Consider the following 18,148-nt stretch of genomic DNA (forward strand, 5'->3'; position numbering starts at 1 on the left):
GCCGCGAACTTATTTCATCGGCCGCAAGCCGGTCAACATCGGGCCACGCTCGGGCCCGCCTACTACGCCAACATCGCAACTCGCGAGAGCCGCGCGTGCAGGAACGCTATTTTAAAGGATTTTGAGGTGCTCGCGCGGCGCTAGGCGCGGCCATTCCAGCGAGACGCGACATGGGCGATGCGCGCGCCGAAGGCTTTGGCCGTTTCAAGGTCGCCGCGCGGCGGCGCTTCTTCGGGCGAGGCGTCGGCCGGCGACTGCGCCAGCAGGCCGGTGAAGCCGCCCACGAAATTCAGATCGTCGCGCGTGGCGGCCTTGGTGTTGGATGGCATCATGCCGGTGCCCGCCCAGATCATGCTGTGCTGCATAGCCAGCGTAACCAAATAGGAAATCGTCGAAAATTTGTCGCCATTCATCGTCGCGGAATTGGTAAAGCCGGCCGCGATTTTGTCTTTCCACTTTTGGGCGAACCAAGGCTTGGAACTGGCGTCGGCGAATTTCTTGAAATCGGCTGACGGGCCGCCCATGTAGGTGGGTGCGCCAAAGATGATCGCGTCGGCCGCTTCCAGGGCCGCCCAACCGGCGTCATCGACTTCCGCTACCGGCAGCAGCGTGGCGTGGGCACCGGCGTGTTGCGCGCCCTGATGCACCGCCTCGGCAAGTTTCTTGGTGTGACCGTAGCCGCTGTGAAACACGATGACAATTTTTGACACGAGCATCTCCTCGATAAGGGGAAAGCAGTGGATTCGACGCCGCCCTTATCCAACGGCGCTCGCAGAAAGTCCAATGGGCCGAGGACGGGTCGCAGGATATCCACTGTCGGGACAGCGGGAAGTGCTGCAGACGCATGCCCGACGACAGCATAACCGCAAGAGGTTACACGAGCATAACAACCTGGGGCGCGGCCTTCGGAGCCAGTCAGCGTTGGTACGTTACCGTCATACTCGCTGAGGCCAGTGCGGTTATCCGGATTTCATGATCGAACATCGGCGCGGGTCGACCCGTAGACAACCGCGTGTCGGTGCCGTTAAGCGCATATACGGTGATCAGGTAGTGATGGAGCTTACCCGGCGGGGGACACGGACCGCCATAACCATCGTCGCCGAAATCGTTGCGCGATTCGACGCCGCCCAGTTTGTCGATCAGACCTGATGCGCTGGCATTTTCGGGCAATCCGTCCAGATTGGGCGGGAGGTTGGACACGGCCCAGTGCCACCAGCCATGGCCCGGCGCGTCGAGGTCGAAGATCGTGACGGCATAGCTGCGAGTGCCGGGCGGCGCGTTGTGCCAGGCCAATTGCGGCGAGTGGTTGGCGCCGCTGCAGCCGTAGTTGCTTTGGATCTGCGCCTGCGGCATGGGGCCTTGCGGCTGCAAGGTCGGGCTATCCACCGAAAAGGCAGGTTGCGCGTGGGCGGCCGGCATAATCAAGGCGAAACCGAGTAGCGTGATCAGGCCGCGCCGCATGCTGGTCATCCTGTGCACTTGGTCTCTAACTCGTTGCAAAGATAGGATGCTCGGAAGCGCAATCCTGCATCCGCCTGAGCGGTCGCGGCGCAGCATCGGGCGCGGCGCTCATCTGGCGCCACACTCCCGTCGTCACACTGCGCTACGCTGCGTCGACTGTGAATAAGTCTAGCATGGCCCCAAATGGATGGCATCAAGGACTCGTTCAAACCGCCACATCTATTTCTTTTTGAAAAAAGCAAAAAAAACCGCCCGGGTGGGCGGCTTGGTCTGTCGCGATCGAGTGACCTTACTGCGGTGCAGTGGTCGCGCCGCCGTGAGCGGCCGACCATTCAGCCGGTGCATGCAGGAATTTCTCGACTTCCGTGAGCGTGTTGGTGTCGAAGTAGCCCGACTCCTTGGCCACGCGCAACACGTCCCACCAAGTCGCCAGCGCATGCAACTGGACGTCCATATCTTTCAAGACCTGGCGGCTTTCCTTGAAGATGTCGTAATGAAACACGACGAACACATGGTTCACCACGGCACCGGCGTCGCGCAACGCCTGGCAGAAATTGATCTTGCTGCGGCTATCAGTGGTCAAGTCTTCGACCAGCAGTACGCGCGAGCCCGGTTCAAGGTGGCCTTCGATCTGCGCATTGCGCCCGAAGCCCTTCGGTTTCTTGCGTACATATTGCATCGGCAGCATCATGCGCTCGGCGATCCATGCTGCGAATGGAATCCCAGCTGTTTCGCCGCCGGCCACCGTGTCGATCTGTTCGAAGCCGATGTCCGACAGAATGACCGATTCGGCCATATCCATCAGCGCCCGGCGCACGCGCGGGTATGAAATCAGCTTGCGGCAGTCGATGTAGACTGGGCTGGCCCAGCCTGACGTGAAGATAAACGGCTTTTCGGCGTTGAAATGAACAGCCTGGACTTCAAGCAGGCTCTTGGCCGTAATGTCGGAGATCGTTTTGCGATCGATGCCTATCATGGGCGAATCCTAAGATGTGCGGGGGCGGGAGGGGCGAGAGCCCGTTACTGAGTGCCTGGCGCGCAGCGCCCTGCGTTCTGGCGCTAGACCCCTCGGTGCGGCGGCAGGACGCGTGTCCGGGAGATTGCGGCCTGCACACGTAAGGCGGAATTTTACCTGAGTTAGCGGTGCTGGGCTTATCTTTGCCCGGGGTGCCCGTCGAGTCTGGGCCGACGGCAAGCGTGGCCGGCCCTTGCTGGCCGCCGGCAGAACGAAGGTTGCGTTTTTTTTTAGGTTGTCGCGGGGCGCTGGGCACCGCTAAACTCTCGCCACTTTGCGCTCGCGTGCCCGACTCACCTCCCTTGGCCGACGCTCCCCCATGGTTCGCGTTGCCATTACCGGCCTTCCCATGCTCCACGTTGCGATAACTACACCCTCATGAACTCAACCGCCACGGCGCCCGCTGCGCCCTCCAAGCTCACTGCGTACGCGCGCGCCGCGCTGTTCGCTTCGGCGGTGGGCTATGCGATGGATGGCTTCGACCTGTTGATCCTCGGCTTCATGCTGCCGGCGATCGCGCTTGAACTGCATCTGAGCCCGGCCCAAGGCGGCGCATTGGTGACCTGGACGTTGATTGGCGCAGTAGTTGGCGGCTTGGGGTTCGGTGCATTGAGCGACCGCTACGGACGCGTGCGGGTGCTCAGTTGGACGATCTTGCTATTCGCGGTAGCCACCGGGCTGTGCGCGCTGGCGCGAGGGTATGACGATCTGTTGCTCTACCGCAGTGCTGCCGGCATCGGTCTGGGCGGCGAATTCGGCATAGGCATGGCGCTCGCGGCTGAAGCCTGTCCGGCGTCGTATCGGGCGCGTGCGTCATCGTGGGTCGGACTGGGCTGGCAGAGCGGTGTGTTGGCCGCGGCGCTCTTAACGCCATTGCTATTGCCGCTTATCGGCTGGCGCGGGATGTTCGCTGTGGGTTTGTTGCCGGCGTTGGTGTCGTTTGGCTTGCGATGGCGCCTGGCCGAGCCGGAACTGTTTGTGCAATCCCGCCGCACGCATAAAACGCAGGCGCTAGCTGCATCGCTACGTTTGTTGGTGGCCGACGCCGCGACGGCGCGCGCTAGCCTGGGCATTGTCATTTTGTGTTCGGTACAGAATTTCGGTTACTACGGGTTGATGATCTGGATGCCCAGTTATCTGGCGCGCACGTTCGGCTATTCGCTGACTCGCTCGGGTTTGTGGACCGCGGTCACGGTGGCGGGGATGGCGCTGGGGATCGTCGCGTTCGGTGCGCTCGCCGACCGGGTCGGCCGCAAGCCGGCGTTTATCGCTTATCAGTTCGGGGCGGTCGTGATGGTGCTGGTGTATGCGCAGCTTACGACGCCGCTGGCGCTGCTGTTTGGCGGCGCGGTGATGGGCCTGTTCGTCAACGGCATGCTGGGTGGCTACGGCGCGCTGATTTCCGAGTTGTACCCAACGGCCGTGCGTGCGACTGCGCAGAACGTGCTGTTCAATATCGGTCGTGCGGTGGGCGGCTTCGGGCCGCTGGTGGTCGGGGCGATTGCAACGCGTTACGGCTTTAGCATGGCGATCGCGCTGCTGGCGAGCATCTACGTGCTCGATCTCGGCGCAACCGTGTGGTTGATCCCGGAGCGCCGGGGAATTGCGTTAGGGTGAGATGAAAAAGGGCGCTGATAAGCTCAGCGCCCCGTTCTTCAAGCAACGTACCTCAGCCGACCTACCCCAACCGACGTACCTCAGTTTCAAGCGACTTCAGGCGACGCGCTGGTGCTTGCCGCCTTCGGGCGAACGCCAGCGGGCAAGCAGCGCTTCCCATTTGACGCGTGTCGCGTTCAGGTTGTTTTCCTTCACGTGACCGAAGCCGCGGATCTGATCGGGCAGATTCGCCAATTCCAGGGCCAGCGGCAGATTACCAACCGTCAGGCCTGCAACCAGTTCGTCGACAAGGGCGATATATTCGCCGATCAATGCGCGTTCGGTGCGGCGCTCTTCGGTCTTGCCGAAAATATCGAGCGCCGTGCCACGCAGGAACTTCAATTTCGCCAACACGCGGAATGCCGGCAAGAGCCACGGTCCGAATTTCTGTTTGACCAGATGCCCATGCGCGTCACGCTTGGCCAGCAACGGCGGTGCAAGATAGAAATGCAATTTCCAGTCGCCTTCGAAGCTGTCGCGGATTTTTTCGACAAATGCTGGATCGGCATACAGACGCGCCACTTCGTACTCGTCCTTGTAGGCCATCAGCTTGTGCAGGTTCTTGGCGACCGCTTCGGTCAGCGGCAGCATGGTACCCGCGTCGGCCAGCGCCGATTCAGCCGCACGTACTTTATCGACGACGCGACGATAGCGCTGCGCATAGGCATCGTTCTGATAGCTCCTGAGTGCGTGCTCGCGTTTGACGACCAAGGCCTCAAGCGCATTCGGCGTATGCAGGCTGACCACCTTTGTCGCGCCACCGGCCGTCGCCTTGACCGGCTTTGCAGCGATCAAGGCCTGCAGGCCTGCCAAATCGTGGGCGGCGCGCCGCCCCCATTCGAAGGCGGCCTTGTTCTTGTCGACCTGCACGTTGTTGAGTTCAATGGCGCGTACCAGCGATGCATGCAAGAGCGGCACCCAGCCTTTTTGCCAGGCGTAGCCGAGCATGAAGGGATTGGTATAGATCGCGTCACCCACCAGCGCCAGCGCAAGCTGGTTTGCGTCGATGAACGCGCAGGCGTCGCCGATGGCTGCCCGAATGTCGCTTTCAGCACTTGATCCCGGAAAACGCCATTGCGGATTCTTGATGAAGTCGGCGGTGGGCGTCGGGGCGCCATTGACGGCAACCCGGGTGCGTTCGCTCATTCGCGACAGCGCTTCATCCCCTGCCGTCACCAGGACATCGCAACCGATCACCAAGCTGGCGTCGCCCATCGCGATACGCGTTGCGTGGATGTCATGTGGCTGTTGCGCGATCTGGACATGGCTCATCACAGCGCCGCCCTTCTGCGCGAGACCCGTGATGTCGAGAACGGTTACGCCTTTGTTTTCGAGGTGGGCGGCCATTCCCAGCAACGCGCCGATCGTCACCACACCCGTGCCGCCCACGCCCGTCACCAGCACGCCGTATGGCGTGGTGATCTCAGGCAATTCCGGTTCCGGCAGCGGCGGCAGTGCCGACGCGTTATCGAGCTTGAACGCCGAAGCGGAGGGCTTTTTCAACTGACCGCCTTCTACCGTGACAAAGCTCGGGCAGAAACCGTTGACGCACGAGAAATCCTTGTTGCAGGTCGACTGGTTGATTTGGCGTTTGGTGCCGAATTCGGTTTCCAGCGGCTCGACCGATAGGCAGTTCGACTTGACCGAACAATCGCCGCAGCCTTCGCAAACTGCCTCGTTGATGACCGCGCGTTTGGCCGGGTCGGGGTAGCTGCCGCGTTTGCGGCGCCGTCTCTTTTCGGTCGCGCAGGTCTGGTCGTAAATCAGAATCGAAGTGCCGCCCAGTTCGCGCAACTGACGCTGTATCGTGTCGAGTTCGCTGCGATGGTGGATCGTGACGCCTTCGGCCAGCCGGCTCGCCTGCGTATATTTCTCGGGCTCGTCGGTAACGATCACGATCTTGCTTGCCCCTTCGGCACGCAGCTCGTGGGTAATTTGCGGCACGGTCATGACGCCGTCGACCGGTTGGCCGCCCGTCATCGCGACCGCATCGTTATACAAGATCTTGTAGGTGATGTTCACCTTGGCTGCGATAGCCGCGCGAATCGCCAACAGGCCCGAATGGAAGAAGGTGCCGTCGCCGAGGTTGGTAAATACGTGCGGTTCGTTGGTGAACGGCGCCTGGCCGACCCAGGCCACGCCTTCGCCGCCCATCTGGCTGAACGTGCTGGTGTTGCGATCCATCCAGACCGTCATGTAGTGACAGCCGATGCCGGCCATGGCGCGCGAGCCTTCCGGTACATTCGTCGACGTGTTGTGCGGGCAACCGGAGCAGAACCACGGTTTGCGTTCGGCCGTGACACGCGGCAGCGCCAGCGATTTTTCCTTGGCTTCGATGATCGAGATGCGTGCGGAAATGCGCGCGCGGACATCAGCCGGCATGTCGAATTTTTCGAGGCGAGTGGCGATGGCCTTGGCAATGATGGCGGGCGACAACTCGTAGTGCGCCGGTAGCAGCCATTTGCCCATGGGTACTGACCATTCGCCGCCGGCGCCGTCTTTCTCGTCGAACTTGCCGTACACGCGTGGACGTACGTCGTCGCGCCAGTTGTACAGCTCTTCCTTGATCGCGTATTCGAGAATCTGACGTTTCTCTTCGACCACCAGGATTTCCTGCAGGCCTTCGGCAAACGCACGCGCGCCATGCGCCTCGAGCGGCCAGACGCAACCGACCTTGTACAGGCGGATACCGATGCGCGCGCAGGTTTCGTCGTCCAGGCCCAGATCGCAGAGCGCTTGACGCACGTCGAGATAAGCCTTGCCGGCGGTCATGATGCCAAAGCGCGCTTGCGGCGATTCGATCTCGATTCGGTCGAGTTTGTTGGCGCGCACATAGGCGAGCGCCGCATACCATTTGTAGTCGAGCAACCGTGCTTCCTGAACCAGCGGCGGATCGGGCCAGCGTATGTTCAGGCCATCGGGCGGCAGGATGAAATCGTCGGGGAGGGCTATCTCGACGCGATGCGGGTCAATCTCGACCGAGGCCGACGATTCAACGACGTCCGTTACGCATTTCATCGCCACCCACAGGCCCGAGTAGCGGCTCATGGCCCAGCCATGCAAACCGTAATCGAGGTATTCCTGTACGTTGGACGGATACAGTACCGGGATCCCGCAGGCCTTGAAAATGTGTTCGGACTGGTGAGCGAGCGTCGATGATTTGGCGGCATGGTCATCGCCGGCCAAGACCAGGACGCCACCGTGGCGCGAGGAACCGGCTGAGTTGGCGTGCTTGAATACGTCGCCGGTGCGGTCGACGCCGGGGCCTTTGCCGTACCACATCGAAAACACGCCATCGAATTTGGCGCCCGGGTACAGATTGACCTGCTGCGAACCCCACACAGCGGTCGCGGCGAGGTCTTCGTTCACGCCGGGTTGAAATACCACTTGGTTGGCCGCAAGGTGTTTCTGCGCTTTCCACAGCGACAAATCCAAGCCGCCCAACGGCGAGCCGCGATAGCCCGAAATAAATCCGGCGGTGTTCAGTCCGGCGGCGCCATCGCGTTGACGCTGCAATAGCGGCAGGCGCACCAAGGCCTGAATGCCGCTCATATAGGCGCGGCCGGCTTCGAGTGTGTATTTATCGTCTAACGTGACTTGAGATAACGCGGCTTCTAGCTTCGCTAGTTGTGCGGCGTCAAGCGGGGCATTCATCTGTGGTACTCCTCACCCAGGATTTGGGATCACCAAAACGAAGAAGGTCGGGCCTGTCTTTTGAACGGCCAGACCACGGGTTGTCATATTGTTGTGCTTTACTCGATGGTAGCACTGGGGCGCCAAGCCCGGCAAACATGTGCGGCGGCGTCGAGGGTAATTCCCAACTGACGTTACGGCAGGTTCGCCGGCGCGCAGGGCACCCCTGTCACGAGGTGTAACTGTAACGCCTCGCGGCTTGTTGAACTGCCCGCGGCATTTCTGTCTAACTGCTCGTGCTCGTTACCAGCGAACGCCCGGCGAGCGGAATACGCGAGCCGGATAGTAAGAGCAGAGGTAAGAGTAAATATAGGGAGTCGCTTTATGGATAAACGTCACATTCAATCTTTTCTGATGGTATCGGCCGCATTTTTCGCGCTGAACGCGTCGGCACGTCCGAACGACACACGTGTTGTGACTTCGGCCAATGCAACCCATGCGGTTACACGGGTGACGAGCACCGCGCGGATCAACGAACGATCCGATTCGATAGAAAAATAAACCAGGAACCTCATCCTCGCGCACGAGACCGTCATGTGACGCGACACCCACCACGCAACACAGCTCCAAGGCCTCTTCAGGCCGTTGGAGCAGGTCACCACTCAATCACAACGCTAGCCGTGAACGTAAGCGTATTCAGGCGGGTGCTTTAGCCTGGACTATGCCGCGTCGAATCTGGTCGAGCTCGATCGATTCGAACAGCGCTTTGAAATTGCCTTCACCGAACCCCTGGTTGCCCTTGCGCTGAATGATCTCGAAGAAGATCGGGCCGATCTGGTTCTCGGTGAAAATCTGCAGCAGCAGATCGTCCTTCGCGCCGTCAATCAGAATCTTGCGCCGACGCAGTTCGGGAAGATTCTCGCCATGGTTCGGAATGCGCTTGTCGACCAGATCGTAATAAGCCTCGATCGTATCAAGCAGTTTGATGCCGTTGTCGCGCAAGCCGTCCACCGTGGCGGCGATATCTTCGCTGCCGAGCGCAATGTGCTGGATGCCTTCGCCGTGATAAGCGTCCAGGTACTCCTGGATTTGACCGGCTTGTTCTGAACCCTCTTCGTTGATTGGGATGCGGATTTTTCCGCACGGCGAGGTCATCGCTTTGGACTTGACGCCGGTGACCTGCCCTTCGATATCGAAATAACGTACTTCGCGGAAGTTAAACAAACGCTCGTAAAATTCCGCCCACTCCTGCATGCGGCCACGGTGGACGTTGTGCGTGAGGTGATCGATATAGGTCAGACCCCGACCGACTGGATTCGGGTCGGTGCCGGCGATCGGCTCGAAATCGACGTCATAAATGCTGATGTTGCCGATGCTGTTGGCCGGGGCACCGTTCTTGCCGTGCCAGCGATCGACAAAATAAATCAGCGAATCGCCGATACCTTTGATCGCCGGTATGTTGAGTTCCATGGGGCCGGTTTTGTTGTCGAAGCCCCAGGCACCGCGTTCCACTGCGTAGCGGTAGGCCTTGCCGGCGTCCTGCACACGCAGTGCGATGGCACAGATCGACGGGCCGTGCAGACGGGCAAAGCGTTGTGCGAACGAGTCCGGCTCGGCGTTAATGATGAAGTTGATGCCGCCTTGTCGATACAGCGTGACGTCCTTGTGGCGATGGCGCGCGATGGCAGTGAAGCCCAGTTTTTCAAATACCAGGCCCAATGCACGTGGGTCGGGAGCGGTGTATTCGATAAATTCGAAACCGTCGGTACCGACGGGGTTCTCCCACAGCGGGTTTTGCATACTTGTCTCCTGGATGCACGGCACGTTCGCCTATTTTCAAGATGCGTTTAGTGTATGCCCGCCTTGTGCGTGAAAGATTGCGAATATAATCAAGAAATCGGCAGTTCTGGCAATTTTATTGCGAATTTATTCGAATTGAGGGCATTAATGGCCAAGGAAGATTTCGATGCGATCGACCGGCGAATTCTCGCCATTCTTCAGGAGCACGGGCGTTTGTCGAATCAAGAGGTGGCCGAACGCGTCAATTTGTCACCCAGCCCGTGCCTGCGGCGCATACGCCGGCTTGAAGAATTGGGCGTGATTCGGAACTATGTCGCGTTGCTGGACGCCAACGCTTTAGGGCTGGGCCTGCTTGCCTATGTCAATGTGAGGCTCGAAAAGCGTGCTCTGACGAGTGAATCGCGTGGTGAGCGTACGGTCGGCGGGGTCGGTACAGACCGGCATCAGTCGCATGCGGCCTTGTTCAGCGCGGCGATCGCGCAATGGCCCGAAGTGGTGGCCTGCCATGCGATGACGGGAGACATGGATTACCTGTTGCGCGTGCACGTCGAGGACATGGCGCACTTTTCCCGCTTTGTGCAGGATCAGTTGCTACATCACCCGAGCGTCATCGACGTGAAAACCAGCTTTTCGTTGAAGTGCATCAAGGAGACAACGGCGCTGCCGCTGCTTTAAGGGCGATTTCAGCCCGCGCAAGCCGCCGGCACTAGGGCGCTGAAGAACCGTGTCGCGTTGCGCGTTTGCCGCTTGACAGCGTAATCAAACACCGCAGCCTGTTCCTGCAGCAATTCGGTCATGACACTGACAGAGTCGGACGGGGGCAGCGACAAATACGCGTCAGCTTCGCCGTACGCATATTCGATTTTCATGCCGGCTTTTTTCGCGATATGCATCATCGTCGCGTTGCGCGACAGGCAGTGCATATACAGCGTGGTGACGCGCGTATTGCGGGAGCGGATGGCGGCGCGCTCGAACAAGCGCGAACCGATACCGCGCCGACGGGCGTTCTCGCTAACCGAAACGCCGAGTTCGGCGGTGCGGCCCTTTTCCGTTTCCGCCAGATACGCGAGGTGACCAGCGCCGACAATTCGCAGATCGCCGTCGAATACGCCAAAAACCGTATCCCGCGTGAAATCGATGCCACCTACATAGTTCTCGATTACGTGATCTGGCACGATTTGGCCAAAACGCAACATCCGGTCTTCCTCACCCAGGGCAAGAAAGTGCTTGAGCAGGCGCTCGCGGTCGGCGGAGGTCAGCTCGCGCACCATCGCGGGCGCACGGGCCGGAATCGTGATCGCACGATCCTGAGCCCCGGCCAGGGCTTTGGTTAGAGAGTTACTCGGCTTGTTCACATTACGCTCCTGCTGATTCATACGGCTGGCGGCGATAAGCCGCGACAACCCTATTATATATGAAATCGCAGGGAATCCTAGGGAAAACCCTAGGATTGGAGGGAGGGGTCTAAAACGGCGCTACTGAACCGGGAGTCGGCGGTTGCGGCCCGCGCGCGCTCATGTACCCACACGCATGCACCCACACGCACGCGCCGACACGCTATGGCGCGGCTCTCATCCCCGGCAGGCCGTTTTCGATGACCTTGATCACCGCTTCGGCAAAGTCGCCATACCCCATGGGGCCGCCCGGCTTGAGCCAGGTAAAGGTCCAGTTGATCATGCCGAATAGCATCATGGTCAACGGCGTTTGATTATCCCGCGTAATGTCGTCCGGATAAGCTCGCACCAACTGGCGGGTGAAGGCGGCGACGACATCGCGCTGGCGGTTCAGGATCAGGTCGCGCTGGGCGATGGCCAGATATTTGACATCGTAAAGCAGGGCGATATGGCGGCTGTGCGAGGTCTCGTATTCAGCGAGAAAGGCGCGGATCAATTCGCGAAAGGTGTCGCGCTCGGATAGCCCGCGGCGTTGGCCCGACGCTTCTACCTCGGCGATGATCAGCATCAGCCGCTTGGTGTAGCGATCCAGCAGGTCGAACAAGATCGCCTCTTTACTATCGTAATAGTGGTAAAGGCGTGCCTTGGATGTGCCGCTGGCGGTCGCCAAGTCGGCCATCGAGGTGCTCGGATAGCTGGTTTGCGCGAACTTGTCGGCGGCCAGATCGAGGATCTGCTCACGCTGGGATTCGTGATCGGGCGCTTTGGTGCGAGCCATGAATGCTTTTCGGGGTTAAGCGCAGTAGGTTGCGACGAGGTTGGGTCGGCTCACGCGTAGGCAATGGCGCGTGCTTCGCTGCTGCGCATCTGCATCGAGTTGCCGCGCAGCGACAAACGTCCGGTGGCCGCCAATTCACGGCAACGCCAGAAGATCAGCACGTCGGTTGCAAAAAATCCACGCGCGAGGCCCACGATTTGACCGACCAGTTGCGCCGACGGCTGCCAGTCGTCGGTGAGGCTGTCAAGAATCAGCGCGTCGATTTCGCTATAACTGCCGCTTTCGAAGGTGTTGGTGCGCCAGCGTCGCAGATCGGTGTTCATTTGCTTAAGTTCTTGCCACTCGAGCGCCAGGCGGCCGATGCGCAGGATCGATATGGGAGCGATCGTCTTCAGGCGGCTCTGCAGCGCTGCCGGCGTGTAAAGCCCGACTGCCGTAGGACGATGGGTCCAGAGCTCGGGTTTCTCCAGTTCCTGGGGCGTCAGGGCGATTTCGTTGATGCGCTGGGGCGTATTGCGCAAGTGATAAGCGATGCGACGCAATACCAACTGGTCGCCCGCGCTTTGGCCGTGCCAGATCACGACCGGCGATTCGTCGTTGACCAGCGCCGTGAGCCGCGCTGCCGCCTGCTCGAATTCGGTGAACACGTCCCGATCGGTGTGGCCCATCACGCGTTTCCAGAATGCGGCGCGCAGTGCATGGTCGTCATCGATCGATTTCAATGGACCGACGGGCAGATCGTCACGCAGGGTCAGGACGGAATCTGTGCTGCCAGCTTCAAGTAGGGCGGTACTTAGCACGGCTGCTGCGACGTCGCCGTTGACGATGTGGGTATAGCTCATGGGAACGCAAACACTCGAAACGATAACGGAAGCCCCGTCAGGAACCGGCAAACCTGCCGGTCTGCGGATTGTATGCCATTTTGAGTTGCCCACCCCGGGGCGCTCCAGGTGAGCTTCAATCGGATCGGGTTACTCGGGCTCAGCGGGCTCGATCTCTATCGGCGTGCCTCGTACAAATTATCGCTCGTCGTAACTGATCACCACGCGATCGCTGATCGGGTGGCACTGACAGGTCAGGACAAATCCTTGTTCGATTTCCAGCGGTTCGAGCGTGTAGTTCTTGTCCATCTTGACTTCGCCTTCGAGCACGCGAGCGCGGCAGGTGCAACACACGCCGCCTTTGCACGCGTAGGGCAACGCCAAGCCCGCGCGCAGCCCGACGTCCAACACGCTCACGCCCTGATAGGGCAGGCGCAGCTTGCGGGTCTTGCCGTCGAGAACCAATTCGAGTTCGGCCGCGGGCGTGTCGTCGGTAATTTCGATCGGGGGTACGCCTGCCTGCGGCAGCGGTGTGCCGAAGCGTTCGACATGCACTTTCTCAGATGGCACACCTGCGACCTTGAGTGCGGCTTCGGCGGCATCCATCATCGGCGCGGGACCGCAGATAAAGGCCTCGTCGATGCTGTCAGCCGGCAGTAGCGAGCTGAGCAACGCTGCGCATTTATCCTGATCCAGGACGCCGTTGAACAGTTCGATATCCTGCAGATCGTCCGACAGCACGTGGTACAGCGAAAAGCGGGTGATGTAGCGATTCTTCAAGTCTTCGAGTTCTTCCGCGAACATGATCGCGTCGACGCTGCGGTTACCGTACACCAGCGTGAAGCGGCTGGTGGGTTCGACTTCGAGTGTGGTCTTGATGATCGCGAGCACCGGAGTGATGCCCGAACCGCCGGAGAACGCGACATAGTTTTTCGCGTGGCCGGCGTTCAGGTGCGTAAAAAAACGGCCGTCGGGCGTCATGACCTCGATCGCGTGGCCCGCCTTCAGTGTGTCGAACGCGAAGTTCGAAAAGCGACCACCACGGACACGTTTGACGCCGATGCGCAATTCCCCGTCGCGATCGTAGTCGGTTACGCCGACGCAGATCGAGTACGACCGGCGCATCTCCTCGCCATCGAGGTGCGTTTTCAGCGTGACGAACTGGCCTTGCTTGAAGCGAAATGCGTCGCGCAGCCCGGGGGGGACTTCAAACGAAATCGTGACGGCATCGGCGGTTTCGGGACGGACGTCGCGGATGCGCAGCGAATGAAATTGCGGAGTCGCCATGAGAGCTCAATAAGGTTTGAAGTAGTCGAAAGGCTCGCGGCATTCGAGGCAGCGATACAGGGCTTTGCACGCGGTCGAGCCGAATTGCGCAAGCCGCTCGGTATGCGTGGAATGGCAATGCGGGCAGGGCGGCTGGTCGGCCACGCTGCCGCGTCGCGGGACGAAGCGCAGTGGTTGCGCGGTGCCGGGCGCGATGGGCCGGTCGCCTTGCGGCGGCGCAATGCCGTAAGCGTTGAGTTTGGCGCGGGCTTCGGCCGTTATCCAGTCGGTGGTCCAGGCGGGAGCCAGCACGGTCACGACGCGAAACGAGATGAGACCTGCGGCCGTCATGGCGCTTTCGATGTCCTGCTTGATCTGGCCCATCGCCGGACATCCGGAGTAAGTCGGGGTGATGACTACCTCCAGGGCGCCGGATGCATCGTCCGCGCGTCGTACGTCGCGCAAAATGCCAAGTTCTCTTATCGAGACGACCGGAATCTCGGGGTCCGGGACGGATTCCAGTATCGCCCATGCTTGCGCCAGTGCAACGTCGTCAGCGGCCGCAGCCATAGTCGTGCCGCTGGCTGTGGCGCCCGAAGTTTCCGGTTGCATGTCAAGTATGGGCGTGTGCATCGCGTTCACCATTGAGCGCCGGGATATTGCCGCGCCACGCTTTGCAGTTCGGCGAGCAAAAAGCCCATGTGTTCCGAATGGATGCCGAGCTTGCCGGTAGACGTGTAGCCACCCGGCGCAGGCAAGCTCAAGGTTGCTTCTTCCAGAGTTGCCTCGACGTCGGCGAGCCACGCGGCTTTGAGTTCGCCATTGCGCGCGCCGATACCCGCCTGCGCAACGCTGTCTTCGAGCGGATCGACGCTGAACAGCTCGTTGGTATATGGCGTCAGGTAATCGAGCGCGCGTTGGGCGCGACGGTGCGATTCTTCGGTCCCATCGCCCATGCGCACGAGCCAGTCGGCGGCGTGATGGACGTGGTAGAGGTTTTCCTTGATCGATTTGGCAGCAATGGCGGCCAACTGTGCATCGCTCGATTGCTCCAGCGCCGGCCATAGGTGCGACATCAAGGTCGCGTACAGGAAGTTGCGCACGATAGTGACCGCATAGTCTTTTTCGGCATGCGCGGTGCCTGCGAGCGGGCCGTAATGCGGCAACTCCACTAACGTGTAGTTCGCGAATTCGCGCTCGGTGCGCCAGTATGCGTAGTGGTCTTCGGTACGCGCTGCACCGCTGGCGGCCGTTTCGAGGCTAGCCGCGTGGGCGTACAACAGGCGTGCCTGACCGATCAGATCGAGGCTGATGTTGGATAGCGCGATATCTTCTTCCAGTGCCGGGCCGTGGCCGCACCATTCACTGTTGCGCTGGCCCAGGATCAAGGCGTTGTCGGCGAGGCGCAGGATATACGCCAGATGTTGCTCGGTCATGGTCGCGCTCATCACATGTGGTTGACTTCGTCAGGCAGCTCGTAGAAGGTCGGGTGACGATAGATCTTGTCGCCGGCCGGCTCGAACAACTCCGCTTTGTCGTCAGGGTTCGAAGCCGTGATCGCGTTCGAGGGCACCACCCAAATGCTGATGCCTTCCTGGCGGCGCGTGTAGACGTCGCGTGCCATGCGCAGCGCCATCGCGGCGTCGCTCGCGTGCAGGCTGCCGCAATGCTTGTGATCCAGCCCTTGCTTGCTGCGCACGAACACTTCCCATAGTGGCCATTCTTGATTCATGGATAACTCCTGTTTATTCAGCTTGGTTCAGCTTATTCGGCGCGGTTGCGGATCGGGTAAGACGCACGCAACACGCGGGTGCCCTGGCTTTTCCAAGGCGGCAACTATGCTGCTTTAGGTTGCGCTTTCGCGGCTTGTTTGCGGGAATAAGCCAACGCCGCTTCACGCACCCAACCGCCGTCTTCGTGCGCTTTGACGCGGGTGGCGAGGCGCTCCTTGTTGCACGGACCTTCGCCGTTGACGACGCGCCAGAATTCGTCCCAATCGATCGTGCCGTAATCGTGTTGACCGCGTGCCTCGTTCCATTTCAGGTCCGGGTCCGGGAAGGTCACACCGAGCACCTTGGCCTGCTCGATCGCCGCATCGACAAACTTTTGACGCAGGTCGTCGTTGGAAATGCGCTTGATGCCCCACTGCATGGTTTGCGTGCTGTGGATCGATTCCTTGTCGCTCGGGCCGAACATCATCAGCACCGGCCACCACCAGCGATTCACCGCTTCCTGCACCATCTCGTGCTGCGCCTCGGTGCCTTGCATCATCGCCAGCAACGCGTCGAAGCCTTGCCGTTGGTGAAACGACTCTTCCTTGCAGATGCGGATCATGGCGCGCGCATACGGGCCATAGGTACAGCGGCACAAGGGCACTTGGTTCATGATTGCCGCGCCGTCGACCAGCCAGCCAATGACGCCGACATCGGCCCAGGTCAACGTGGGGTAATTGAAAATGCTCGAATATTTGGCACGGCCCGTGTGCAGCGCATCGACCAGTTGATCGCGCGAGGTGCCTAGCGTTTCGGCGGCGCTATATAAGTAGAGGCCATGGCCTGCTTCGTCCTGTACTTTGGCGAGCAAAATGGCCTTGCGCTTCAGGCTGGGGGCTCGGCTGATCCAGTTGCCTTCCGGCAGCATCCCGATGATTTCGGAGTGAGCATGCTGGGAAATCTGCCGCAGCAAGGTCTTGCGATAGGCCTCGGGCATCCAGTCCTGGGGCTCGATTTTCTGATCCGCGGCAATGCGGCTATCGAAGCGGACCTGCGCCGGCTGGTCAGCGCCAGCCGCGTCCGGCGCGGCGACGCCGTTGGGCATATCGAGGGATTGGGTGTACACGGCAGCCTCCATTCACTAAGCAATCGAGCCGCCAGTATAAACCAACCGACCGGTCGGTTAATAAATATTTTGGAGGATTATCCGATGGATGGTCGATATATGAGGGGCGTACCGTCGGATTGAGGTCGCTACGTAGGATAGCTATGACCCGCGCAAAGCGGCGTCGGCTTTAACGGCATCGAAATTGCCTTCCCACTTGCCGACGATGATGGTTGCGACCACGTTGCCGATGATATTGATCACGGCGCGCGCCTCCGACATGAAGCGATCGACCGCAAGCAATAGAATCAACCCTTGCAGAGGCAGAATGCCGGTCGCGGCGACCGTGGCGGCAAGCGTGAGGAAGGCGGCGCCGGTTACTCCGGCGGCGCCTTTCGAGGTCAACAGCATTAGACCGAAGATGCTCGCCTGCTGCGCCCACGACAGATGCACACCGTACACCTGCTGAATGAACAGGACGCTGATCGGCAGCGTCAGCGCTACCCCCGTCAGATTGAACGAATAGCTGATCGGCAGCACCAGGCCCACCACCACGCGCGATACGCCCAGCGATTCCAGTTTGACTGCGAGTTGCGGCAGCACCGCCTCGGATGAGGAGGTGGCAAGGGCGAGCAAGATCTCGCCGCGGATATAGCGCAAGATTGCGCCCAGCCGCAGGCCGGCCATACGGCATACGATTCCCAGCACAACGAGCACGAACAGCGCCATGCCGACATAGGCGGTCAGCACCAGCTTGCCCAGCGTAATCAGCATCACGACGCCGAACTTGCCCACGGTAAAGCCGATCGCGCCGAACACCCCTAGCGGTGCAAACAGCATGACGACCGACGTTGCCTTGAATACCACCACGGTCAATCTATCCAGCGCCTCGGTGATAGGCCGTCCTTTTTCGCCGGACAACACGAGCGCTGTCCCGAAAATCAGGGCAACCACCAGGATTTGCAAAAGGTCCCCATGCACGAAGGGATTAAGCAGGTTGTCGGGGATCAGCTTGAAGAAAAAGCTGCTCAACGATGGCAAGGTCTCGCCGGTCGTATATTTCGCGATTTCCCCCGACAACCCGGCGGACGGAGGCGCAACGCCGTTGCCGGGCTGCACGACCTGGCCGAGAATGTAGCCGACAATCAGCGCGAGCGTGGTCAGGACTTCGAAATAAATCAATGCCTTCAGGCCGATGCGTCCTACTTTGCGCATGTCGCCGACTTGTGCGATGCCGGTTGAGACGATCAGAAAAACGATGGGGCCGATGACCAGCTTGATGAGTCCGATGAACGCGTCGGCGAGCGGTCGAAGATCACTGCCCCAGCGCGGATTCAGCCAACCGACCAGCGCGCCGCAGACGACGGCAAACAGGATCTGCACATTGGCATGTCTCCATAGCGCTCGGCGGGGGGGAGCATGCGCGAGCGGCGTGCCCTCTGGACTAGTGGTGCTGCTCATATCGTCTCCTTTATCTTTATCGGCCGGTATTGTCGTTTTGTGTGGC

17 protein-coding genes are annotated in these 18,148 nt (G+C 60.4%); 3 read left to right on the forward strand and 14 right to left on the reverse strand.

What is annotated here, in order from left to right:
• Positions 1-140: 140 nt before the first annotated feature.
• The 3 genes from GSQ77_RS07010 to GSQ77_RS07020 all read right to left on the reverse strand — a co-directional run bounded on the left by GSQ77_RS07010 (position 141) and on the right by GSQ77_RS07020 (position 2,437).
• On the reverse strand, positions 141-710 hold the full coding sequence (locus GSQ77_RS07010; protein ID WP_158900398.1) for a flavodoxin family protein: 570 nt from the start codon (positions 708-710) through the stop codon (positions 141-143).
• 205 nt (positions 711-915) lie between these two features.
• The gene (locus GSQ77_RS07015; RefSeq protein WP_254067502.1) at positions 916-1,470 is read right to left on the reverse strand and encodes a YbhB/YbcL family Raf kinase inhibitor-like protein; all 555 of its coding nucleotides are present in this window, start codon (positions 1,468-1,470) and stop codon (positions 916-918) included.
• Positions 1,471-1,750: 280 nt separating this feature from the next.
• Positions 1,751-2,437 (reverse strand): orotate phosphoribosyltransferase, encoded by a 687-nt coding sequence (locus GSQ77_RS07020; RefSeq protein ID WP_158900400.1) that lies wholly within the window; start codon positions 2,435-2,437, stop codon positions 1,751-1,753.
• Positions 2,438-2,854: 417 nt separating this feature from the next.
• Between GSQ77_RS07020 and GSQ77_RS07025 the strand changes: the two genes are divergently transcribed.
• The gene (locus GSQ77_RS07025; RefSeq protein WP_158900402.1) at positions 2,855-4,093 is read left to right on the forward strand and encodes an MFS transporter; all 1,239 of its coding nucleotides are present in this window, start codon (positions 2,855-2,857) and stop codon (positions 4,091-4,093) included.
• Between the two features lie 96 nt (positions 4,094-4,189).
• Here GSQ77_RS07025 and GSQ77_RS07030 read toward each other — a convergent pair whose 3' ends face one another.
• Positions 4,190-7,786, reverse strand: coding sequence for an indolepyruvate ferredoxin oxidoreductase family protein (locus GSQ77_RS07030; RefSeq protein ID WP_158900404.1), 3,597 nt, complete (start codon positions 7,784-7,786; stop codon positions 4,190-4,192).
• A 363-nt stretch (positions 7,787-8,149) separates the two neighbouring features.
• Here GSQ77_RS07030 and GSQ77_RS29170 point away from each other — a divergent pair, with 363 nt between their 5' ends.
• Positions 8,150-8,326 (forward strand): hypothetical protein, encoded by a 177-nt coding sequence (locus GSQ77_RS29170; RefSeq protein WP_174246397.1) that lies wholly within the window; start codon positions 8,150-8,152, stop codon positions 8,324-8,326.
• Between the two features lie 135 nt (positions 8,327-8,461).
• Here the strand turns inward: GSQ77_RS29170 and hppD are convergent, their stop codons facing one another.
• Positions 8,462-9,565: a 4-hydroxyphenylpyruvate dioxygenase gene (hppD, locus tag GSQ77_RS07035; RefSeq protein ID WP_158900406.1), complete on the reverse strand. Its 1,104-nt coding sequence runs from the start codon at positions 9,563-9,565 to the stop codon at positions 8,462-8,464.
• A 147-nt stretch (positions 9,566-9,712) separates the two neighbouring features.
• Here hppD and GSQ77_RS07040 point away from each other — a divergent pair, with 147 nt between their 5' ends.
• Complete coding sequence (locus tag GSQ77_RS07040) at positions 9,713-10,240, forward strand: Lrp/AsnC family transcriptional regulator (protein ID WP_158900408.1); 528 nt, start codon at positions 9,713-9,715, stop codon at positions 10,238-10,240.
• A gap of 8 nt (positions 10,241-10,248) precedes the next feature.
• Here GSQ77_RS07040 and GSQ77_RS07045 read toward each other — a convergent pair whose 3' ends face one another.
• From GSQ77_RS07045 to GSQ77_RS07085, 9 genes are all read right to left on the reverse strand, one after another.
• Positions 10,249-10,887: a GNAT family N-acetyltransferase gene (locus tag GSQ77_RS07045; protein WP_254067503.1), complete on the reverse strand. Its 639-nt coding sequence runs from the start codon at positions 10,885-10,887 to the stop codon at positions 10,249-10,251.
• Between the two features lie 235 nt (positions 10,888-11,122).
• A complete protein-coding gene (locus GSQ77_RS07050; protein WP_158900412.1) occupies positions 11,123-11,737 on the reverse strand; it encodes a TetR/AcrR family transcriptional regulator in 615 nt (204 codons plus the stop codon).
• Between the two features lie 50 nt (positions 11,738-11,787).
• The gene (locus GSQ77_RS07055; RefSeq protein ID WP_158900414.1) at positions 11,788-12,579 is read right to left on the reverse strand and encodes a DUF1835 domain-containing protein; all 792 of its coding nucleotides are present in this window, start codon (positions 12,577-12,579) and stop codon (positions 11,788-11,790) included.
• Positions 12,580-12,756: 177 nt separating this feature from the next.
• Positions 12,757-13,845 (reverse strand): 1,2-phenylacetyl-CoA epoxidase subunit PaaE, encoded by a 1,089-nt coding sequence (gene paaE, locus GSQ77_RS07060; RefSeq protein ID WP_158900416.1) that lies wholly within the window; start codon positions 13,843-13,845, stop codon positions 12,757-12,759.
• A 6-nt stretch (positions 13,846-13,851) separates the two neighbouring features.
• Positions 13,852-14,394 (reverse strand): 1,2-phenylacetyl-CoA epoxidase subunit PaaD, encoded by a 543-nt coding sequence (gene paaD / locus GSQ77_RS07065; RefSeq protein WP_254067504.1) that lies wholly within the window; start codon positions 14,392-14,394, stop codon positions 13,852-13,854.
• A gap of 68 nt (positions 14,395-14,462) precedes the next feature.
• Complete coding sequence (gene paaC / locus GSQ77_RS07070; protein WP_254067489.1) at positions 14,463-15,260, reverse strand: 1,2-phenylacetyl-CoA epoxidase subunit PaaC; 798 nt, start codon at positions 15,258-15,260, stop codon at positions 14,463-14,465.
• An 11-nt stretch (positions 15,261-15,271) separates the two neighbouring features.
• Positions 15,272-15,556, reverse strand: a complete 285-nt coding sequence (paaB, locus tag GSQ77_RS07075) for a 1,2-phenylacetyl-CoA epoxidase subunit PaaB (RefSeq protein ID WP_158900422.1) — start codon at positions 15,554-15,556, stop codon at positions 15,272-15,274.
• Between the two features lie 104 nt (positions 15,557-15,660).
• Positions 15,661-16,662, reverse strand: coding sequence for a 1,2-phenylacetyl-CoA epoxidase subunit PaaA (gene paaA / locus GSQ77_RS07080; RefSeq protein ID WP_158900424.1), 1,002 nt, complete (start codon positions 16,660-16,662; stop codon positions 15,661-15,663).
• Positions 16,663-16,803: 141 nt separating this feature from the next.
• A complete protein-coding gene (locus GSQ77_RS07085; protein WP_158900426.1) occupies positions 16,804-18,102 on the reverse strand; it encodes a cation:dicarboxylase symporter family transporter in 1,299 nt (432 codons plus the stop codon).
• Between the last annotated feature and the right edge of the window lie 46 nt (positions 18,103-18,148).

It is taken from the genome of Burkholderia sp. L27(2015), from assembly GCF_009765705.1.
Classification (GTDB): domain Bacteria; phylum Pseudomonadota; class Gammaproteobacteria; order Burkholderiales; family Burkholderiaceae; genus LMUX01.